Origin of the sequence: Anianabacter salinae (assembly GCF_019061145.1) — a bacterium.
GTDB classification, from domain to species: domain Bacteria; phylum Pseudomonadota; class Alphaproteobacteria; order Rhodobacterales; family Rhodobacteraceae; genus Anianibacter; species Anianibacter salinarum.
Map to the genome: position 1 here is coordinate 302682 of NZ_JAHQZS010000003.1, position 14542 is coordinate 317223.

A 14542-nucleotide genomic window follows, 5' to 3' on the forward strand; every position below is an offset into this window, starting at 1 on the left:
CATGTGCGGTCAGTTGGTCTGTGACTGCCGCTGTTGGGCGCGGCGGCGCAGTTCCTCGGCGCGGGCACGCAACTCTGCGATGCGCTCCAGCTCTTCGGCGGTCGGGTCCTCGCCAAGCGCGGTCAGGTCAGACAGCGCGACGGCCGCACGCTGATCGCCGTCCTGGATGCGGTCGCGGTGGGCGCGCAGCGCGGCGGTGCGTTCGGCCAGTGTCTCCTCGGCGCCTTCGGCTTCGGCTATGGCGCTGCCCGCGTCGCGCATCAGCACCGAATTGCGCGCCTCGAGCGCGGTCTCGGACCGGGCGCGCAGCGCATCGCCGCGCGCGGCAAGGGTGTCCGCGTCGATCCGGGATTGCGGAACCAGTGCGATCTGGCGATCCCGGGCGGCATCAAGCCGGTCGCGTTCTGCAGCAGAGAGCCCGGTGGTGTCGATGTAGGATGACCGCGCCAGCAGGGCGTCACGCCGTGCGGCCAGTCCGTCGGCGGTGCCGTCCGGAATGCGCGCGATCGACCGTTCGGCCAGAAGCGGGTCGATGGGTTCCAGCGCCGGATACCCGGTGCCGCGATCGGTAAAGCGATCGTCAAGATCGGGAAATCCGCCACAGCCCGCAAGGGCAAGGCATCCGGTGACTGCGAAGAGCGGCAGGGATTTCATCGGTGTCTCCGGCTCGGTTGTGGCGAGTTTACAGCAGGCCAACGCCGTCGCACAAGCAATGGTTTGAACTGAACGCCTGTTCAGATAATCAGGCGGCATGGCACGCAAGACCGGCTCTCACGCTGAAACCACCGGGCCGCGCATTCGCGCTGCGGCTCTGACCCTGTTCGCCCGGCATGGCTATGCCGCCGTCTCGATGCGCCAGATCGCGGCCGAGGTCGGGGTGCAGGCGGGCGCGCTGTATCTCTATACCCCCGACAAGCAGGCCCTGCTGTTCGAGATGATGCGTGAGCATCTGGAAACCCTGCAGGCGGCCTGGGATGCGGCAGACAAGCCGAAGGACCCGCTGGAGAGGCTCGAGGCCTTCACGCGGGTGCATATCGGGTTCAACCTCGAACGAACCGAGGCGGTGTTCGTGTCCTACATGGAACTGCGCAACCTCGAGCCTGCGAACTTCGTGGTGATCGAAGGCTTGCGCCGCCGCTACGAGGACAAGCTTGAACGTATCCTGTCGGACGGTGTCGCGGCAGGATGTTTCAAGGTGCCTGACACGCGGCTTGCGACTTTCGCGCTGATCGCGATGCTGACCGGCGTGACGACCTGGTATCGGGAGGGCGGGCGATTGAGCCGCGAGCGGGTGGAACGAATCTATTGCGACATGGCCCGCCGTGCGGTGGGGGCATGACCGACCGGGTGCTGGCGCGCCTCGACCCCACGATCCCGCGCCGGGTGCTGGGGCTGGGGATGCTGACGGCGCTGGCGGCGTCGCTGGTCTTTGTCGCCATGGATACGCCGGACATGCCGGGACTGGCGCGCGCAGTCATGGCATCGGCGGGCGCCGCGCTGGTGATCGTGGCGGCGCTGGGCTGGCAGGCGACATCGGTGTCTCTGGAATTGACCGAGGACACGCTGCGCACCAGTGGCGGCGACATCCTGTGCCGCCTGCAGGACATCGAGCGGATCGAGCGCGGCGCCTTTGCCTTCAAGCCCTCTGGCGGGTTTGTCCTGCTTTTGAAAGTGCCAGGCCCGGCGCGCTGGGCACCGGGCCTGTGGTGGCGGATGGGAACGCGGCTGGGCGTCGGCGGCCTTGTGCCGCCCGCGATGGCACGGGCGATGGCCGATGCGATCACCGAGCGCACACGCGTCGGGATGTGATTACCAGCAGCCCCACCAGCTGCAACGCGGCTGGCCCCAGGGATCGTAATCGTCCTCGTCGTCGTCATTGGAATGCTGCTGGCTGTCTTCCATCGCGCCGGTCCAGGCCAGGGTCGAGGAATAGCGCGGGCGCGTCACGGCGGCGTCGTAGAATTCATAGCTGCCGATCATGAAGTTGCTGATCGGATGGAACACCATCCACGTCTCGACAAGGGTGACGCTTTCGCCTTCGGACAGCGTCGGGATCTTGCCAAGCGCGTCAGTCAGTGTCGCGGTGGTCCGCTTCACCTTGTCGCCGCCCTTGGCGTAGGACCATTCGACCTCGTAGCGGTTGCGCACGTAGTTGTAGTGCAAGACCGTGATCCGCAGCGAGGTGTCGGTCTGGGCGCGGGTCATCAGCGTGTGCAGCTCGTTCAACCCATCCAGGAAATCCGGTGACACCTCGTCCGGCTCGCGGCTGAGGATGTCGCCGATGGCGTAGGTCGACACCACGTTCTGATGGATGCTGCGATAAGCGTCCGTGACCGAGAACAGGCCGATGATCGTGCTCAGGATCAGCGGGACCGAGATCAGCGCCTCGAAGGCGTGAAAGCCGTCCTCGTCGCGGGCGAAGCTGCGCAGGCGGGATGTGATGTTGGACATGGTCATCAGCGTGGCTCGTTCACATAGGCGATGGCAGAGGCGATCGTGTAGTCGCGCTCGCCGGTGCGGCGAAGCTTGGCGCCAAGGCCAACATAGGGGAACAACGGCTCGAACGTCGCGCAGATGCGCAGCATCACCAGGGTGTTGTCGGACCCTCCGCGGAATTCGTTGGCAGGCACGAAGCCCGGATCGTCAAGGTCGATGCACTCGATGTATTCCGCGCCGATGTCCCAGGCGACGGTGTCGATCGGGGCGACCTCGACCGTCAGGGAATTGGTGCAGTCCGGGAAGACGACCGCCGTGTCGCACACCTGCTGGATCAAGGCCGCCTGGCTGGGCAGAAGGCCCGAGCGCAGCTTGAGCGTCCGGGACGCCTCGGCCAGTGCGCGGTCCAGCATCACCTGCCGGGTGGCCAGAACCCCCGCCTCGATCGTCAGGCCCATGACGAGGGTGACGAGCGGCAAGAGAAACACGAACTGGATCGACGTGAAGGCGTCTTCACGCCGCAGGAACTTGTGAACGATGGCACGGATCATTTGGTCAACCTCAGCGTGTTGATCGAGCTGGCGACGGCGTTGAAGGCGTAGCCGATATCCAGGCCCTCGACATCGTGGGCGTAGGAGTCGTGGGTGGCGCAGCGCGTCAGGATCGGCATCTGCTGGCCGGGCCGGTCGGGGTCGGCGACCATGATGTCCGGCGCCTCGAACGCGATGGTGAACACCAGGATGTTCTCGGCGCGGGCCGCGTCGCAAGAGTCGATCAGGCGCTGGTTCTTCTCGTTCGCGTCGACGTAGGCGATCGGGGCCGAACGGTTGTTGTAGTAGTCGTTCGCGTTTTCCGAGGCGAGGTACCGCATGTAGGCGACGTAATCGACCGTGCTTTCTGACCAAAGCTGATCCCAGGTCAGCTTGATCGCGTCGGTTCCGTCGATCCCGATACCGCCGGTCTCGCCGTAGGGCATGTCGTACCAGTAGCGGTTGTGCGGCGCGAAATAGAGCGTCTTGTAGCGCGTTGAATTCGTGGTTCGGCAGTAGCGCGTGCCACGGCTGACCGTGGTGGAATACCCGCTGTAGCTGTTGAGGCTGCACATGAACCAGGTGTTGTACTTGGGTGTCGATTCAAGCGACAGGCGCTTGCTGTCGACGTCCATCCAGAAATCGCTGCGCTGCGTGGTGTAGGACGACTTCAGCGTGTGCTGGTCCGTGTTCATCCCGTCGGTCATCAGCACCACGATCTTCATCGCGTTGGGATCATCGTAGCCGAAGGGGCGGTCCGAGAACTTGGATTCGACGATGCCGTTGCTGACAAGGCCGGAAAGCACCGGCTTTGCAGCGGGGTCAACGAGGGCGACGCCCCACTTCATGCCAAGGTCGATCGAGGTGTTGCCGTTGGCGCGCAGGGCGTCGATGGCCGCGTTTATCTCGTCGGGATCGCCCGAGAATGGCAGGATCTCGTTTTCGGACCGGCTGGAGCAGATCTCGTAGTTGAGGTTACGGCCGTTCTGGTAGTTGGAGTAGGGGTCGAAATGGCCGGTCTGCACCAGCGACTGCGTCGGCACGATGGCGCGGCTTTCGAAATCTGCTGCCGTGAAATCGACGCAGGACGACTGGTCGTGGCGCCGGTTGATGTTGAACTCGTCCGCCATCACGCGCGGCAGGCTGACCTGCGACGAATACGGGATAACGCTGACGGTCACGCCGTCATCGGTGGATTCGCGGAACACCTTGTTCACGAAGTCCTTGGCCGAGGATTTGAGGTTCTGAAGGCGGTTGTTGTCACCCATCGAGCCCGACACGTCGAGCACCAGCGAAATCTCGACCTTGTTGATCGCCTCGATGGCGGTGGCATGGGCCGTCGCGGTCCAGCTTTCGATGCCGATGGCACCCAGCATCGAAGAGCTGAGCACGTCCGAGGCGTTCACCTGAACTTCGGCGCCGCCCACGTTGGGGGTCACGACGACCGTGCCCAGCTTGTCGCTGAGACCGGCGCGGGCAAAGTAGTCCTGCACCACCGACAATTCGTTGCGGTCCTGGGTAGAGGAAGCCGCGGCCAGTGCCGCGCGGTCGGCGGTTTCCTGAATGCGGACGCGGGCCGTTTCGGCGCGCATCACTTCGAGTGCCAGACCTCCGATCAACAGCGCGCCGGCAAGCATCACCACCGCGAGGATGATGAAGGTGCCGTCTTCCTCACGCACAAATCGCGCAACGCGATCACGGGGAAGACCTGGCTTGGAACTCGGCAAATCACGGTTCATGGCAACGTCCTGAAAATACGACTCAAGCGACCGGTGGATCGCCGATTACCCTTAACGATGCGGGTGATTTCGGGCGTGATTGTGTCGAGCGGGGGCTGATATTGGGGAAATTGCGGCGCCCGGTTCCGGGGTTTCCGGACAGTCACCCAAAGCGGCAAGGACTGTCGCCGGAACGGGGGCAAGTCCACGCCGAAGCGTCGGGATGACCCGTCATGCCTTGTGGCAGGATGGACCGGGTTGGCGGGCTTGTCTGTGCTCCGGATCACAGTGCCGTCTTTTCCCGCGCTACAACTCAAAGGAGAAACGGGGCGAAAATCTGACGGCGAAGGGGAAATGGCGCGGCTTTGCCCGCCAGCCATGCCTCAGGCGCGGGCTTTGCCCGGCCCCAAGGCGCTCAAGAGTTTCCATCTTGCCCAAAATCTGGTCGAGTGCCGTTATCCCGTGCCCCGCAAGAGGATCTGAAGAATGACGCGCCACGACCTGCCGGAGCCGAGCTTTCGCGACTCGGTCGACCTGATGTTCAACCGCGCTTCGGCGCTTCTCGATCTGCCGCCGGGCCTGGAAGAAAAGATCAGGGTCTGCAACTCGACCTACACCGTGCGATTCGGCGTGCGCCTGCGTGGCCAGATCACGACATTCACCGGCTACCGTTCGGTGCATTCCGAACACATGGAGCCGGCCAAGGGCGGCATCCGCTATTCGCTGGGGGTGAACCAGGACGAGGTCGAGGCGCTGGCAGCGCTGATGACCTACAAATGCGCGCTGGTCGAAACACCGTTCGGCGGCGCCAAGGGTGGTCTGTGCATCGATCCCCGCCAGTATGAAGAGCACGAGCTGGAACTGATTACCCGCCGCTTCACCTACGAGCTGGCCAAGCGCGACCTCATCAACCCCGCCCAGAACGTGCCCGCCCCCGACATGGGCACGTCCGAGCGCGAGATGGCGTGGATGGCAGACCAGTACAAGCGCATGAACACCACCGACATCAACGCCAGCGCCTGCGTCACCGGCAAGCCGGTCCACGCGGGCGGCATCGCGGGCCGGGTCGAGGCGACGGGACGGGGCGTGCAATACGCGTTGCAGGAATTCTTTCGCTATCCCGAGGATGTGGCGAAGGCGGGGCTGACCGGCACGCTGGACGGCAAGCGCGTCGTGGTGCAGGGCCTTGGCAACGTCGGCTATCACGCGGCGAAGTTCCTGTCCCTGGAGGACGGCGCGCGCGTCACCTGCATCATCGAGCATGATGGCGCGGTGTCGTCCGAGGCGGGGCTGGACGTCGAGGCGGTCAAGTCCTGGATCGCCGCGCATGGCGGTCTGACGGGCTATCCGAGCGGCACCTTCCACCCCGACGGACGCCGTGCGCTTGAAACCGACTGCGACATCCTCATTCCCGCCGCGATGGAAGGGGTGATTACCCGTGAGAACGCCGCGCGGATCAAGGCGGCGCTTATCATCGAGGCGGCGAACGGCCCGGTGACGGCGGGCGCCGACGAGATCCTGCGCGACAAGGGCACCGTCATCATCCCCGATCTTTACGCAAACGCGGGCGGGGTGACGGTGTCGTATTTCGAGTGGGTCAAGAACCTGTCCCACATCCGCTTTGGCCGGATGCAGCGGCGCCAGGAAGAGTCGCGCCACCAGCTGATCGTGAACGAACTCGAACGCCTGTCGCGCGACAAGGAACTGGGCTGGACGCTGTCGCCCGGCTTCAAGGAACGCTACCTTCGCGGCGCGGACGAATTGGAACTGGTGCGCTCGGGTCTCGACGACACCATGCGCAGCGCCTACCAGGCGATGCGCGCGGTCTGGCATGGCCGCAAGGGCGTGCCGGACCTGCGCGTCGCGGCCTATATCGTCGCAATCGAGCGGGTGGTCTCCAGCTACCGGGCCAAGGGGCTGTGACGGGTGCTGTGACGGGGGCCATGACGGGAGCTGCGACCGGCCTCGCGCTGCGCTGCCGGTGCGGCGCGCTGACGGGTCGGCTGGACCCTGCACGCGGATCGCGGCTGGTGTGCTACTGCAAGGATTGCCGCGCCTATGCGCGCCATCTCGGGGACGATGTGGCAAACGTTGTGCTCGATGACCATGGCGGCACCGCGCTGTTCCAGACCACGCCCGACCGCATTACGATCGACACAGGGGCCGAGCATCTGGCCGCCCTGCGCCTTGGTCCCAAAGGTTTGTTGCGCTGGCATACCGCCTGTTGCCGGACGCCGGTGGCCAACACGCTGTTCAGTCCGGGGCTGCGGTTTGCCGGCGTGCCCCAGTCTCTGATCGCGGAGGGCAAGGACCGGCTGGGGCCGGTGATCTGCCTGAACGCAGTCGATCAGGCGGACCCGCCGCTTGGCCGCAAGGGCTATGGTGTCGCCCGCGCGGGCGCGGCGGTCCTGCTGCGGCATCTGCGCGCGCGGTTGTCCGGACAGGGCGGTGGTCCGTTTCGGGACGATGGCGGCAGACCGGTCGCCGAACCGCGCGTCCTGACGCTGGCAGAGCGCCGCGCCGCCGAAGGCGCCGTGCCATGAAATGGGGACCGGCCCCCTGACGTTTTCGACCCTGCCGCTGTCGCGAACACCTTGCGGATCCGGCGGGGGGTCAGGTTAAGGTCTGTGCGACCGCATCACCGTCCAAGGGGCCCTTCCTTGCGCTACTCCGCCTTTGAGATCCTGAAACAGGGCCTGACCGGCAACAGGGGCTGGAAACCCGTCTGGCGCGACCCCGTGCCGAAGGACGAGTACGACATCGTCATCATCGGCGGCGGCGGGCATGGCCTGTCGACGGCCTATTACCTCGCCAAGGAACACGGGCTTCGCAACATCGCGGTGCTGGAGAAGGGTTTTATCGGCGGCGGCAACGTGGGGCGGAACACCACCATCGTGCGCGCCAACTACTTCCTGCCCGGCAATTCCGAGTTCTATTCCCATTCGCTGAAGATGTGGGAAGGGCTGGAGAGCGACCTGAACTACAACGTGATGCATTCGCAGCGTGGGCTGATTAACCTGTTCCACTCGGACGGCCAGCGCGACGCCTTCGCCCGGCGCGGCAACGCGATGATCAACCAGGGCGACGACGCGGTGCTGCTCGACCGCGAGGGCGTGCGCAGACATCTGCCGTATCTCGATTTCGACAACGTGCGCTTCCCGATCTACGGCGGTCTTCTGCACCCGCGCGGCGGCACAGCGCGGCACGACGCCGTGGCCTGGGGCTATGCGCGCGGGGCGGACAGCCGGGGCGTGGACCTGATCCAGAACTGCGAGGTGACGGGGATCGACATCTCGGGCGGGCGCGTCACCGGCGTGCAGACCACGCGCGGCGCGATCCGGGCCAGCAAGGTCGGCATCGTCGTCGCAGGACGGTCGGGACAGGTGGCGGCGATGGCGGGGATGCGGCTGCCCATCGAATCCCATGTCTTGCAGGCCTTCGTCACCGAGGGGCTGAAGCCGGTGATCGACCACGTGGTGAGCTTCGGGATGGGGCATTTCTATATCAGCCAGTCCGACAAGGGCGGCCTCGTGTTCGGCGGCGATCTTGATTTCTACGCCTCCTACGCCGCGCGGGGGAACCTGCCGATGAAGGAGCATGTGATGGAGGCGGCGATGACGCTGATGCCGGTGATCGGACGCGCCCGCGTGCTGCGATCCTGGGGCGGGATCATGGACATGACCCCCGACGGATCGCCGATCATCGACAAGACCCCTGTGGACGGGCTCTATCTGGATGCGGGCTGGTGCTATGGCGGGTTCAAGGCGGTGCCGGGATCGGGGTTTTCCTTTGCGCATCTGATCGCCACGGACCGGCATCATGCCCCTGCCGCACGGTTCCGGCTGGACCGGTTCCGCAGCGGGGCCGGGCTGATGGACGAAGAAGGCACCGGCAGCCAGCACAACCTGCATTGATGGAGCGCGGCATGGCATATCGCGGCGCGGGGGAACGCGCCTCGGGGGCATCGAGCCCCCTCGGCGCGTCCGAGAGGCGCTGCCTCTCGGGCTCTCCGGAGTATTTCAGGGCCAAAGATGGGGGGACGCGATGAGGCTGCCCTGTCCATGCTGCGGCGACCGTGACATCCGCGAGTTCACCTATCGCGGGGCTGCGCTTGCGCGGCCCGGCGAGGGCGCGGGCATCGACCGCTGGGACGACTACTTGCATCTGCGGGACAACCCTGCGGGGGCTGTGCGGGACCTTTGGTATCATGGCGGCGGCTGCGGCGCCTGGCTGGTGGTGGAACGCGATACCGTGACCCATGCGGTGGACGGTGCCCGGCTGGCGGCGGAGGGGCTGTGATGCGCGTCGAGGGGTATGGGCTGGTGGACCGCGCGCGCCCGGTGCGGTTTTCCTTTGACGGGCAGGGTCATGAGGGCTTCGCGGGCGATACGCTGGCCTCGGCGCTTCTGGCGGGCGGCATGCGGCTGATGGGGCGGTCGTTCAAGTATCACCGTCCGCGCGGGGTGTTCACCTGCGGATCGGAGGAGCCGTCGGCGCTGATGACGGTGGGGGATACGCCGAACGTGCGGGCGACGGTGCAGGAGGTGTTCGCGGGGCTGGAGGCGCGGTCGCAGAATGCCTGGCCCTCGCTCAAATGGGATGCGCTGGAGGTCAACGATCTGCTGTCGCCGTTCCTTGGGGCGGGCTTCTACTACAAGACCTTCATGGGGCCGCACCGGCTATGGGAACGGCTGTTCGAGCCGGTGATTCGCCGCGCGGCGGGGCTGGGGGCCTTGTCGGGGGCACGCGACGCGGCGCGGTACGAGAAAGCCTTTGCCCACTGCGATCTTCTGGTGATCGGCGCGGGGCCTGCGGGGCTGATGGCGGCGTTGGTGGCGGCGCGGTCGGGCGCGGAGGTGATCCTTGCGGACGAGGGCGCGCGGATGGGCGGGCGGATGCTCTTGGAGGACGAGGAGGTCGGCGGGCTGCCGGGCACGCTTTGGGCCGACGAGGTTCTGGCGGAACTGGCCGCGCTGCCGAACGTGCGGCTGATGCCGCGCACCACGGTGACAGGCGCCTACGATCACGGGACCTATGGCGCGCTGGAGCGGGTGGCGCTGCACCTGCCGGACGGCGATGCGCCGCGCGAGTGTTTCTGGCGGATCGTGGCGCGGCGGGCGGTGCTGGCGGCGGGCGCCATCGAGCGGCCCATCGCGCATCCCGGCAACGACAGGCCCGGCGTGATGCTGGCGGGGGCGGTGCGCGGCTATCTGCACCGCTATGGCGTCGCGGCGGGCAAGCGGGTGGTGGTGTTCGCCAACAACGACGATGCGCACCGCACGGTGCAGGACCTGCACGCGGCGGGCGTGCGGGTGGCTGCGGTGGTGGATTCGCGGCCCGAGGTGCCGCGCGATGCGCCCTGGCCGGTCCATGCCGGGGCGGTGGTCGCGGCGACGCGCGGGCGGCTGGGGCTGGAGGCGGTGCAGGTGCGCGGCGCGGGGCGTGAGATCTGGATCGAGGCGGATTGCCTTGCGGTGTCTGGCGGCTGGAACCCGGCGCTGCACCTGACCAGCCATATGGGCGCGCGGCCGGTGTGGAACGAGGCCATCGCGGCCTTTGTCCCCTTGCCCGGCGCGGTGCCGGGGCTTGAGGCGGCGGGGGCTGCGGCGGGGGTGATGGACACCGCAGGGTGTCTTGCCGATGGTCTGCGCGCGGGCAAGGCGGCGCTGAAGGCGCTGGGGCGACGCACGAAGGCGGTGTCGCTGCCCGAGGCTGTGGCAGAGGTGGGCGGGATCGACGCCTTCTGGCAGGTGCAGGCCAAGGGGCGCGCCTGGCTCGATCTGCAGAACGACGTGACGACCAAGGACGTCGCGTTGGCCGCGCAGGAGAATTTCCGCTCGGTCGAGCACATGAAGCGCTACACCACGCAAGGCATGGCGACCGACCAGGGCAAGACGTCGAACGTCACCGCTCTGGCGGTTTTGGCGGATGCGACGGGGCGGTCGATCCCGGCGACGGGGACGACGACGTTCCGCCCGCCCTATACGCCCGTGTCCATCGCCGCGATGGGGGCCGGGGCGCTGGGCGACGGGTTCGCGCCGCAGCGCTTCACCACCTCGGACAGCGCGGCCCGGCAGCGCGGCGCGCCGATGATCGAGGCGGGGCTGTGGTATCGGCCGTCGTATTTCCCCGCCCCCGGCGAGGCGACATGGCGCGAGGCTAGCGATCGGGAAGTCGGGATGGTGCGGCAGGCGGTCGGCGTCACCGATGTGTCGACGCTGGGCAAGATCGACGTGCAGGGGCGGGATGCGGGCAGGTTCCTCGATTTCGTCTATACCGGGCGAATGTCGACACTGAAGCCGGGGCGCGTGCGCTATGGGCTGATGCTGCGCGAAGACGGTCACGTCATGGACGACGGGACCGCGGCGCGGTTGAACGACGGTCACTACCTTATCACCACCACCACGGCAGCGGCGGGGCAGGTGATGCAGCACCTCGACTTCGTCGCACAGGTGCTGCGGCCTGATCTTGATGTCTCGCTGATGTCGGTCACCGAGCAATGGGCGCAATTCGCCGTCGCCGGGCCGCGCGCGCTGGAGCTGGTGAACGCTGTCACGGATGCCGAGATCACGGATGCGGAGTGGCCGTTCATGTCCTGCGGCGCGGTGCCCGTGGCAGGTGTCGCGGGGCGGCTGTTCCGCATCTCGTTCTCTGGCGAGCGCGGGTATGAGATCGCTGTCCCGGCGCGCTATGGCGAAAGCCTGTGGCGGCTCTTGGTCGCACAGGCCGAGATGCTGGGCGGCGGTCCCTACGGGATGGAAGCGCTGAACGTCCTGCGGATCGAAAAAGGCTTCCTGACCCATGCCGAACTCCACGGGCGCACCACGGCCTTCGATCTTGGGATGCAGGGAATGCTGAAATCCGAGGGCGATTTCATCGGCAAGGCTGGGGCGGCGCGTCCGGGGCTGCTGGCCGACGACCGCGAGCAGCTTGTGGGCCTGCGGCCTGTGGGTGCGGTGAAGCAACTGCTGGCGGGGGCGCATCTGTTCGAGGCAGGGGCAGAGGCGGTGCGCGAGAATTCCCAAGGCTATGTGACCAGCGCCGGGTATTCGCCAACGCTGCAATCCTATCTTGGGCTGGCGTTCCTGAAGGGCGGGCGCGCGCGGCTGGGCGAGACGGTGCGGATGGTCGATCACCTGCGCTCGGTCCAGACCCTGTGCGAGGTCGTGGCGCCGCAAGTCTTCGATGCAGGCGGAGGGCGGATGCGTGGCTAGGTTGATCGCAAAGACGCCCGCCGAGGGGCTGCTGCCGGTCGAGGTAGCGGGGGTGCGGCTGTCCGAGGTGGACCCCGGCGGCCTAACCTCCGTGGCGGCGCTGGGCGGCGCGGACATCGGCGCGGCGCTCAAGGCGGCGACGGGCGCCAGCCTGCCGGGGCCGGGCGCGACGACGACGGGGCGCGGCGGCGCGCGGGTGGTCTGGTTCGGGGTGCGGCATGTGCTGGTGATGGGGCCGCCGGTCGCGGCGCTGGACGGGGCGGCGGTGACGGACCAGTCCGATGCCTGGTGCACCTTGCGGCTGGACGGTGCGGGCGCGCGGGACGTTCTGGCGCGGCTGACACCGCTTGACCTGCGCCCGTCCAGCTTTGCCGAGGGCGCGACCGCGCGCACGCTTCTGGGCCACATGCAGGCGTCGATCACGCGGGTGGAAGATGACGCGTATCTGATCCTCGTCTTCCGCTCGATGGCGAAGACGGCAGTGCACGAGATCACGGAAGCGATGGAAAGCCGCGCGGCGCGCCTGCGCCTGACCTGAAGTTATCCCCAGAAACGTGATGCGGGCGGGCGGCAGCGGCCCTTGCACCGAGGGCTTGGGGGGCGGACACTGGCGACCATGAGTCTTCCGCCCGGCTTTCTCGACGAGATCCAGACCCGCACGAGCCTGTCGCAGATCGTCGGGCGCCGCGTGACGTGGGACCTGCGCAAGTCGAACCAGGCCAAGGGCGACTGGTGGGCGCCGTGTCCGTTCCATTCCGAGAAGACCGCCAGCTTCCACGTCGATGACCGCAAGGGCTTCTACTATTGCTTCGGGTGCCAGGCGAAGGGCGACGCCATCGCTTTCCTGCGCCAGATCGACAACATGGAGTTCATGGAGGCGGTCGAGGTGCTGGCGCGTGAGGCGGGGATGCAGATGCCCGCGCCCGATCCCGAGGCGCGGCAAAAACAGGACCGCTTTGAAAAGCTGCACGGGATCATGGAACAGGCGGTCCAGTTCTATCGCCTGCAGCTTCGGACCGGGGCCGGATCGGCGGCGCGTGACTATCTGGCTGGGCGGGGTCTGCCGGAGGACGTGATCGACCGTTGGGAGCTTGGGTATGCCCCGAACGGCTGGGAAGCGCTGCGCGAGCATCTGACCGGCAAGGGCGTGGCGGTGGACGATCAGGTGACGCTGGGTCTTGCGCGCACATCCGACAAGGGCCGCGCGCCCTATGACACCTTTCGCAACCGGGTGATGTTCCCGATCCGCGATGCGCGGGGCCGGGCGATCGCCTTTGGTGCCCGCGCGCTCGATCCGAACGATCAGGCGAAGTACATCAACTCGCCCGAGACGCCGCTCTTTCACAAGGGCCGCACGCTCTACAACATCCAGAACGCCCGCGCGGCGGCGGGCAAGGACGGCCCGCTTCTGGTGGCCGAGGGCTACATGGACGTGATCGCGCTGTCCGAGGCGGGGTTTCGCGCCGCCGTGGCGCCGCTGGGCACTGCCGTGACCGAGGACCAGTTGCAGCTTCTGTGGCGGATCGACCGCGAGCCTGTCGTGACGCTCGACGGTGACACCGCGGGCCAGCGCGCGGCGGAGAAGATGATGGACCTTGCGCTGCCGCAGCTCTCGGCGGAACGGTCGCTGCGGTTCTGCCTGATGCCGCCGGGGCAGGACCCCGACGACCTGACCCGCAGCGGCGGGCCGCAGGCGATGCGCAAGCTGGTCGAGGCAGCAGAGCCGCTGGTCCGCGTGCTGTGGCGGCGCGAGACGGCGGGCAAGAGCTTTGACAGCCCCGAGCGCAAGGCGGCGTTGGACCGTGCGCTGTGGGACAGCATCCGCAAGATCGGCGACCAGACGCTGCAACGCCACTACGGCGAAGAGATCAAGCGCCTGAAATGGGACTTCTTCCGTCCCGCCGCGCGTCCTGGGGGGCCGCAAGGTGCGCGCGGTCAGGGCCGGGGCCCGCGCATGTGGAAGGCGCCCGAGGGTCCGACCGCCGAGGCGCGCCTGTCACCGCTGGTGGCGGATGCCGCGTCCGAGCGGCGCCTGCGCGAACAGGTGATCCTGGCGATGCTGGTGGCGCACCCCGAGCATCTGTTGCGCTTCGAGGGCGATCTGGAGGGCATGACCGCCATTGACCCCGATGCCGAACGGCTGCGCGCCGCGATCCTGCGCAACGCGGATGCCGATCCAGAAACGCTGGCGGACCGCATCGCGCGTGACGTGGGTGAAGACGCCCTTGAAAAGCTTCTCTCGGCGCGCCATCTCGGCATCATTCCGGCAATGCGTCCGGGCTGCGGTTCGGATATCGTGGCGCAGTGCATCGCAGAGGAGCTTGCCAAGCTGAAGGCGCTGGGCGGGCTTGAACGGGAAATCGCCGAAGCTGTCGAGGACATGGGGGCCGGCGCCGACGAGGGGCTGACCCACCGGCTGCGACAGGCGGCAGACGCAAGGAACAAGGCTCTGAAAAGTCAGACCGAAGACCGCACCGAATACGAAATCGGACCGAACGGGGCCCTCATAAGCCGTGACGAGAAGTCCGCGTTCGAATCACTTCTCGGCCAGATTGCCTTTGGCAAAGGCACAAAGCGGCCTAATTGACTCACAGGGTGAGGAATTCGCAAAGAAATCAGGGTAAACGGAGTGCGAATCGCCGAT

At 67.0% G+C, this 14542-nt stretch carries 13 protein-coding genes; 9 read left to right on the forward strand and 4 right to left on the reverse strand.

Features of this window, described 5'->3' with window-relative positions; genetic code table 11:
• Positions 1-9 precede the first annotated feature (9 nt).
• Positions 10-654: a hypothetical protein gene (locus KTJ87_RS10445; RefSeq protein WP_267139060.1), complete on the reverse strand. Its 645-nt coding sequence runs from the start codon at positions 652-654 to the stop codon at positions 10-12.
• A 97-nt stretch (positions 655-751) separates the two neighbouring features.
• On the opposite strand from KTJ87_RS10445, the gene KTJ87_RS10450 reads away from it, so the two are divergent.
• Positions 752-1339, forward strand: a complete 588-nt coding sequence (locus tag KTJ87_RS10450; RefSeq protein WP_267139061.1) for a TetR/AcrR family transcriptional regulator — start codon at positions 752-754, stop codon at positions 1337-1339.
• Positions 1336-1809, forward strand: a complete 474-nt coding sequence (locus KTJ87_RS10455; protein WP_267139062.1) for a hypothetical protein — start codon at positions 1336-1338, stop codon at positions 1807-1809. The genes KTJ87_RS10450 and KTJ87_RS10455 overlap by 4 nt, the downstream gene beginning before the upstream one ends.
• On the opposite strand, the gene KTJ87_RS10460 is transcribed toward KTJ87_RS10455, so the two are convergent.
• Genes KTJ87_RS10460 through KTJ87_RS10470 form a run of 3 tightly spaced genes read right to left on the reverse strand, consistent with a single transcriptional unit; the run spans position 1810 to position 4705 of the window.
• Positions 1810-2457 (reverse strand): TadE/TadG family type IV pilus assembly protein, encoded by a 648-nt coding sequence (locus KTJ87_RS10460; protein ID WP_267139063.1) that lies wholly within the window; start codon positions 2455-2457, stop codon positions 1810-1812.
• The gene (locus KTJ87_RS10465) at positions 2457-2987 is read right to left on the reverse strand and encodes a TadE/TadG family type IV pilus assembly protein (protein ID WP_267139064.1); all 531 of its coding nucleotides are present in this window, start codon (positions 2985-2987) and stop codon (positions 2457-2459) included. The genes KTJ87_RS10460 and KTJ87_RS10465 overlap by 1 nt, the downstream gene beginning before the upstream one ends.
• On the reverse strand, positions 2984-4705 hold the full coding sequence (locus KTJ87_RS10470) for a pilus assembly protein TadG-related protein (protein WP_267139065.1): 1722 nt from the start codon (positions 4703-4705) through the stop codon (positions 2984-2986). Before KTJ87_RS10470 ends, KTJ87_RS10465 begins: the two co-directional genes overlap by 4 nt.
• Before the next feature lie 465 nt (positions 4706-5170).
• Between KTJ87_RS10470 and KTJ87_RS10475 the strand changes: the two genes are divergently transcribed.
• From KTJ87_RS10475 to dnaG, 7 genes are all read left to right on the forward strand, one after another.
• The gene (locus tag KTJ87_RS10475; protein ID WP_267139066.1) at positions 5171-6607 is read left to right on the forward strand and encodes a Glu/Leu/Phe/Val family dehydrogenase; all 1437 of its coding nucleotides are present in this window, start codon (positions 5171-5173) and stop codon (positions 6605-6607) included.
• 20 nt (positions 6608-6627) lie between these two features.
• On the forward strand, positions 6628-7227 hold the full coding sequence (locus KTJ87_RS10480; RefSeq protein WP_267139067.1) for a DUF6151 family protein: 600 nt from the start codon (positions 6628-6630) through the stop codon (positions 7225-7227).
• 117 nt (positions 7228-7344) lie between these two features.
• Positions 7345-8598 (forward strand): sarcosine oxidase subunit beta family protein, encoded by a 1254-nt coding sequence (locus KTJ87_RS10485; protein ID WP_267139068.1) that lies wholly within the window; start codon positions 7345-7347, stop codon positions 8596-8598.
• Positions 8599-8728: 130 nt separating this feature from the next.
• The gene (locus tag KTJ87_RS10490; RefSeq protein ID WP_267139069.1) at positions 8729-8983 is read left to right on the forward strand and encodes a sarcosine oxidase subunit delta; all 255 of its coding nucleotides are present in this window, start codon (positions 8729-8731) and stop codon (positions 8981-8983) included.
• The gene (locus KTJ87_RS10495) at positions 8983-11898 is read left to right on the forward strand and encodes a sarcosine oxidase subunit alpha family protein (RefSeq protein ID WP_267139070.1); all 2916 of its coding nucleotides are present in this window, start codon (positions 8983-8985) and stop codon (positions 11896-11898) included. Before KTJ87_RS10490 ends, KTJ87_RS10495 begins: the two co-directional genes overlap by 1 nt.
• On the forward strand, positions 11891-12436 hold the full coding sequence (locus tag KTJ87_RS10500; protein ID WP_267139071.1) for a sarcosine oxidase subunit gamma: 546 nt from the start codon (positions 11891-11893) through the stop codon (positions 12434-12436). The genes KTJ87_RS10495 and KTJ87_RS10500 overlap by 8 nt, the downstream gene beginning before the upstream one ends.
• A gap of 78 nt (positions 12437-12514) precedes the next feature.
• Positions 12515-14485, forward strand: a complete 1971-nt coding sequence (gene dnaG, locus KTJ87_RS10505) for a DNA primase (RefSeq protein ID WP_267139072.1) — start codon at positions 12515-12517, stop codon at positions 14483-14485.
• Positions 14486-14542 lie beyond the last annotated feature (57 nt).

Bases quoted from the DNA above. Each gene is read 5' to 3' on its own strand.
- KTJ87_RS10445 (WP_267139060.1), bottom strand. From the start codon at position 654: ATGAAATCCCTGCCGCTCTTCGCAGTCACCGGATGCCTTGCCCTTGCG.
- KTJ87_RS10450 (WP_267139061.1), top strand. From the start codon at position 752: ATGGCACGCAAGACCGGCTCTCACGCTGAAACCACCGGGCCGCGCATT.
- KTJ87_RS10455 (WP_267139062.1), top strand. From the start codon at position 1,336: ATGACCGACCGGGTGCTGGCGCGCCTCGACCCCACGATCCCGCGCCGG.
- KTJ87_RS10460 (WP_267139063.1), bottom strand. From the start codon at position 2,457: ATGACCATGTCCAACATCACATCCCGCCTGCGCAGCTTCGCCCGCGAC.
- KTJ87_RS10465 (WP_267139064.1), bottom strand. From the start codon at position 2,987: ATGATCCGTGCCATCGTTCACAAGTTCCTGCGGCGTGAAGACGCCTTC.
- KTJ87_RS10470 (WP_267139065.1), bottom strand. From the start codon at position 4,705: ATGAACCGTGATTTGCCGAGTTCCAAGCCAGGTCTTCCCCGTGATCGC.
- KTJ87_RS10475 (WP_267139066.1), top strand. From the start codon at position 5,171: ATGACGCGCCACGACCTGCCGGAGCCGAGCTTTCGCGACTCGGTCGAC.
- KTJ87_RS10480 (WP_267139067.1), top strand. From the start codon at position 6,628: ATGACGGGAGCTGCGACCGGCCTCGCGCTGCGCTGCCGGTGCGGCGCG.
- KTJ87_RS10490 (WP_267139069.1), top strand. From the start codon at position 8,729: ATGAGGCTGCCCTGTCCATGCTGCGGCGACCGTGACATCCGCGAGTTC.
- KTJ87_RS10495 (WP_267139070.1), top strand. From the start codon at position 8,983: ATGCGCGTCGAGGGGTATGGGCTGGTGGACCGCGCGCGCCCGGTGCGG.
- dnaG (WP_267139072.1), top strand. From the start codon at position 12,515: ATGAGTCTTCCGCCCGGCTTTCTCGACGAGATCCAGACCCGCACGAGC.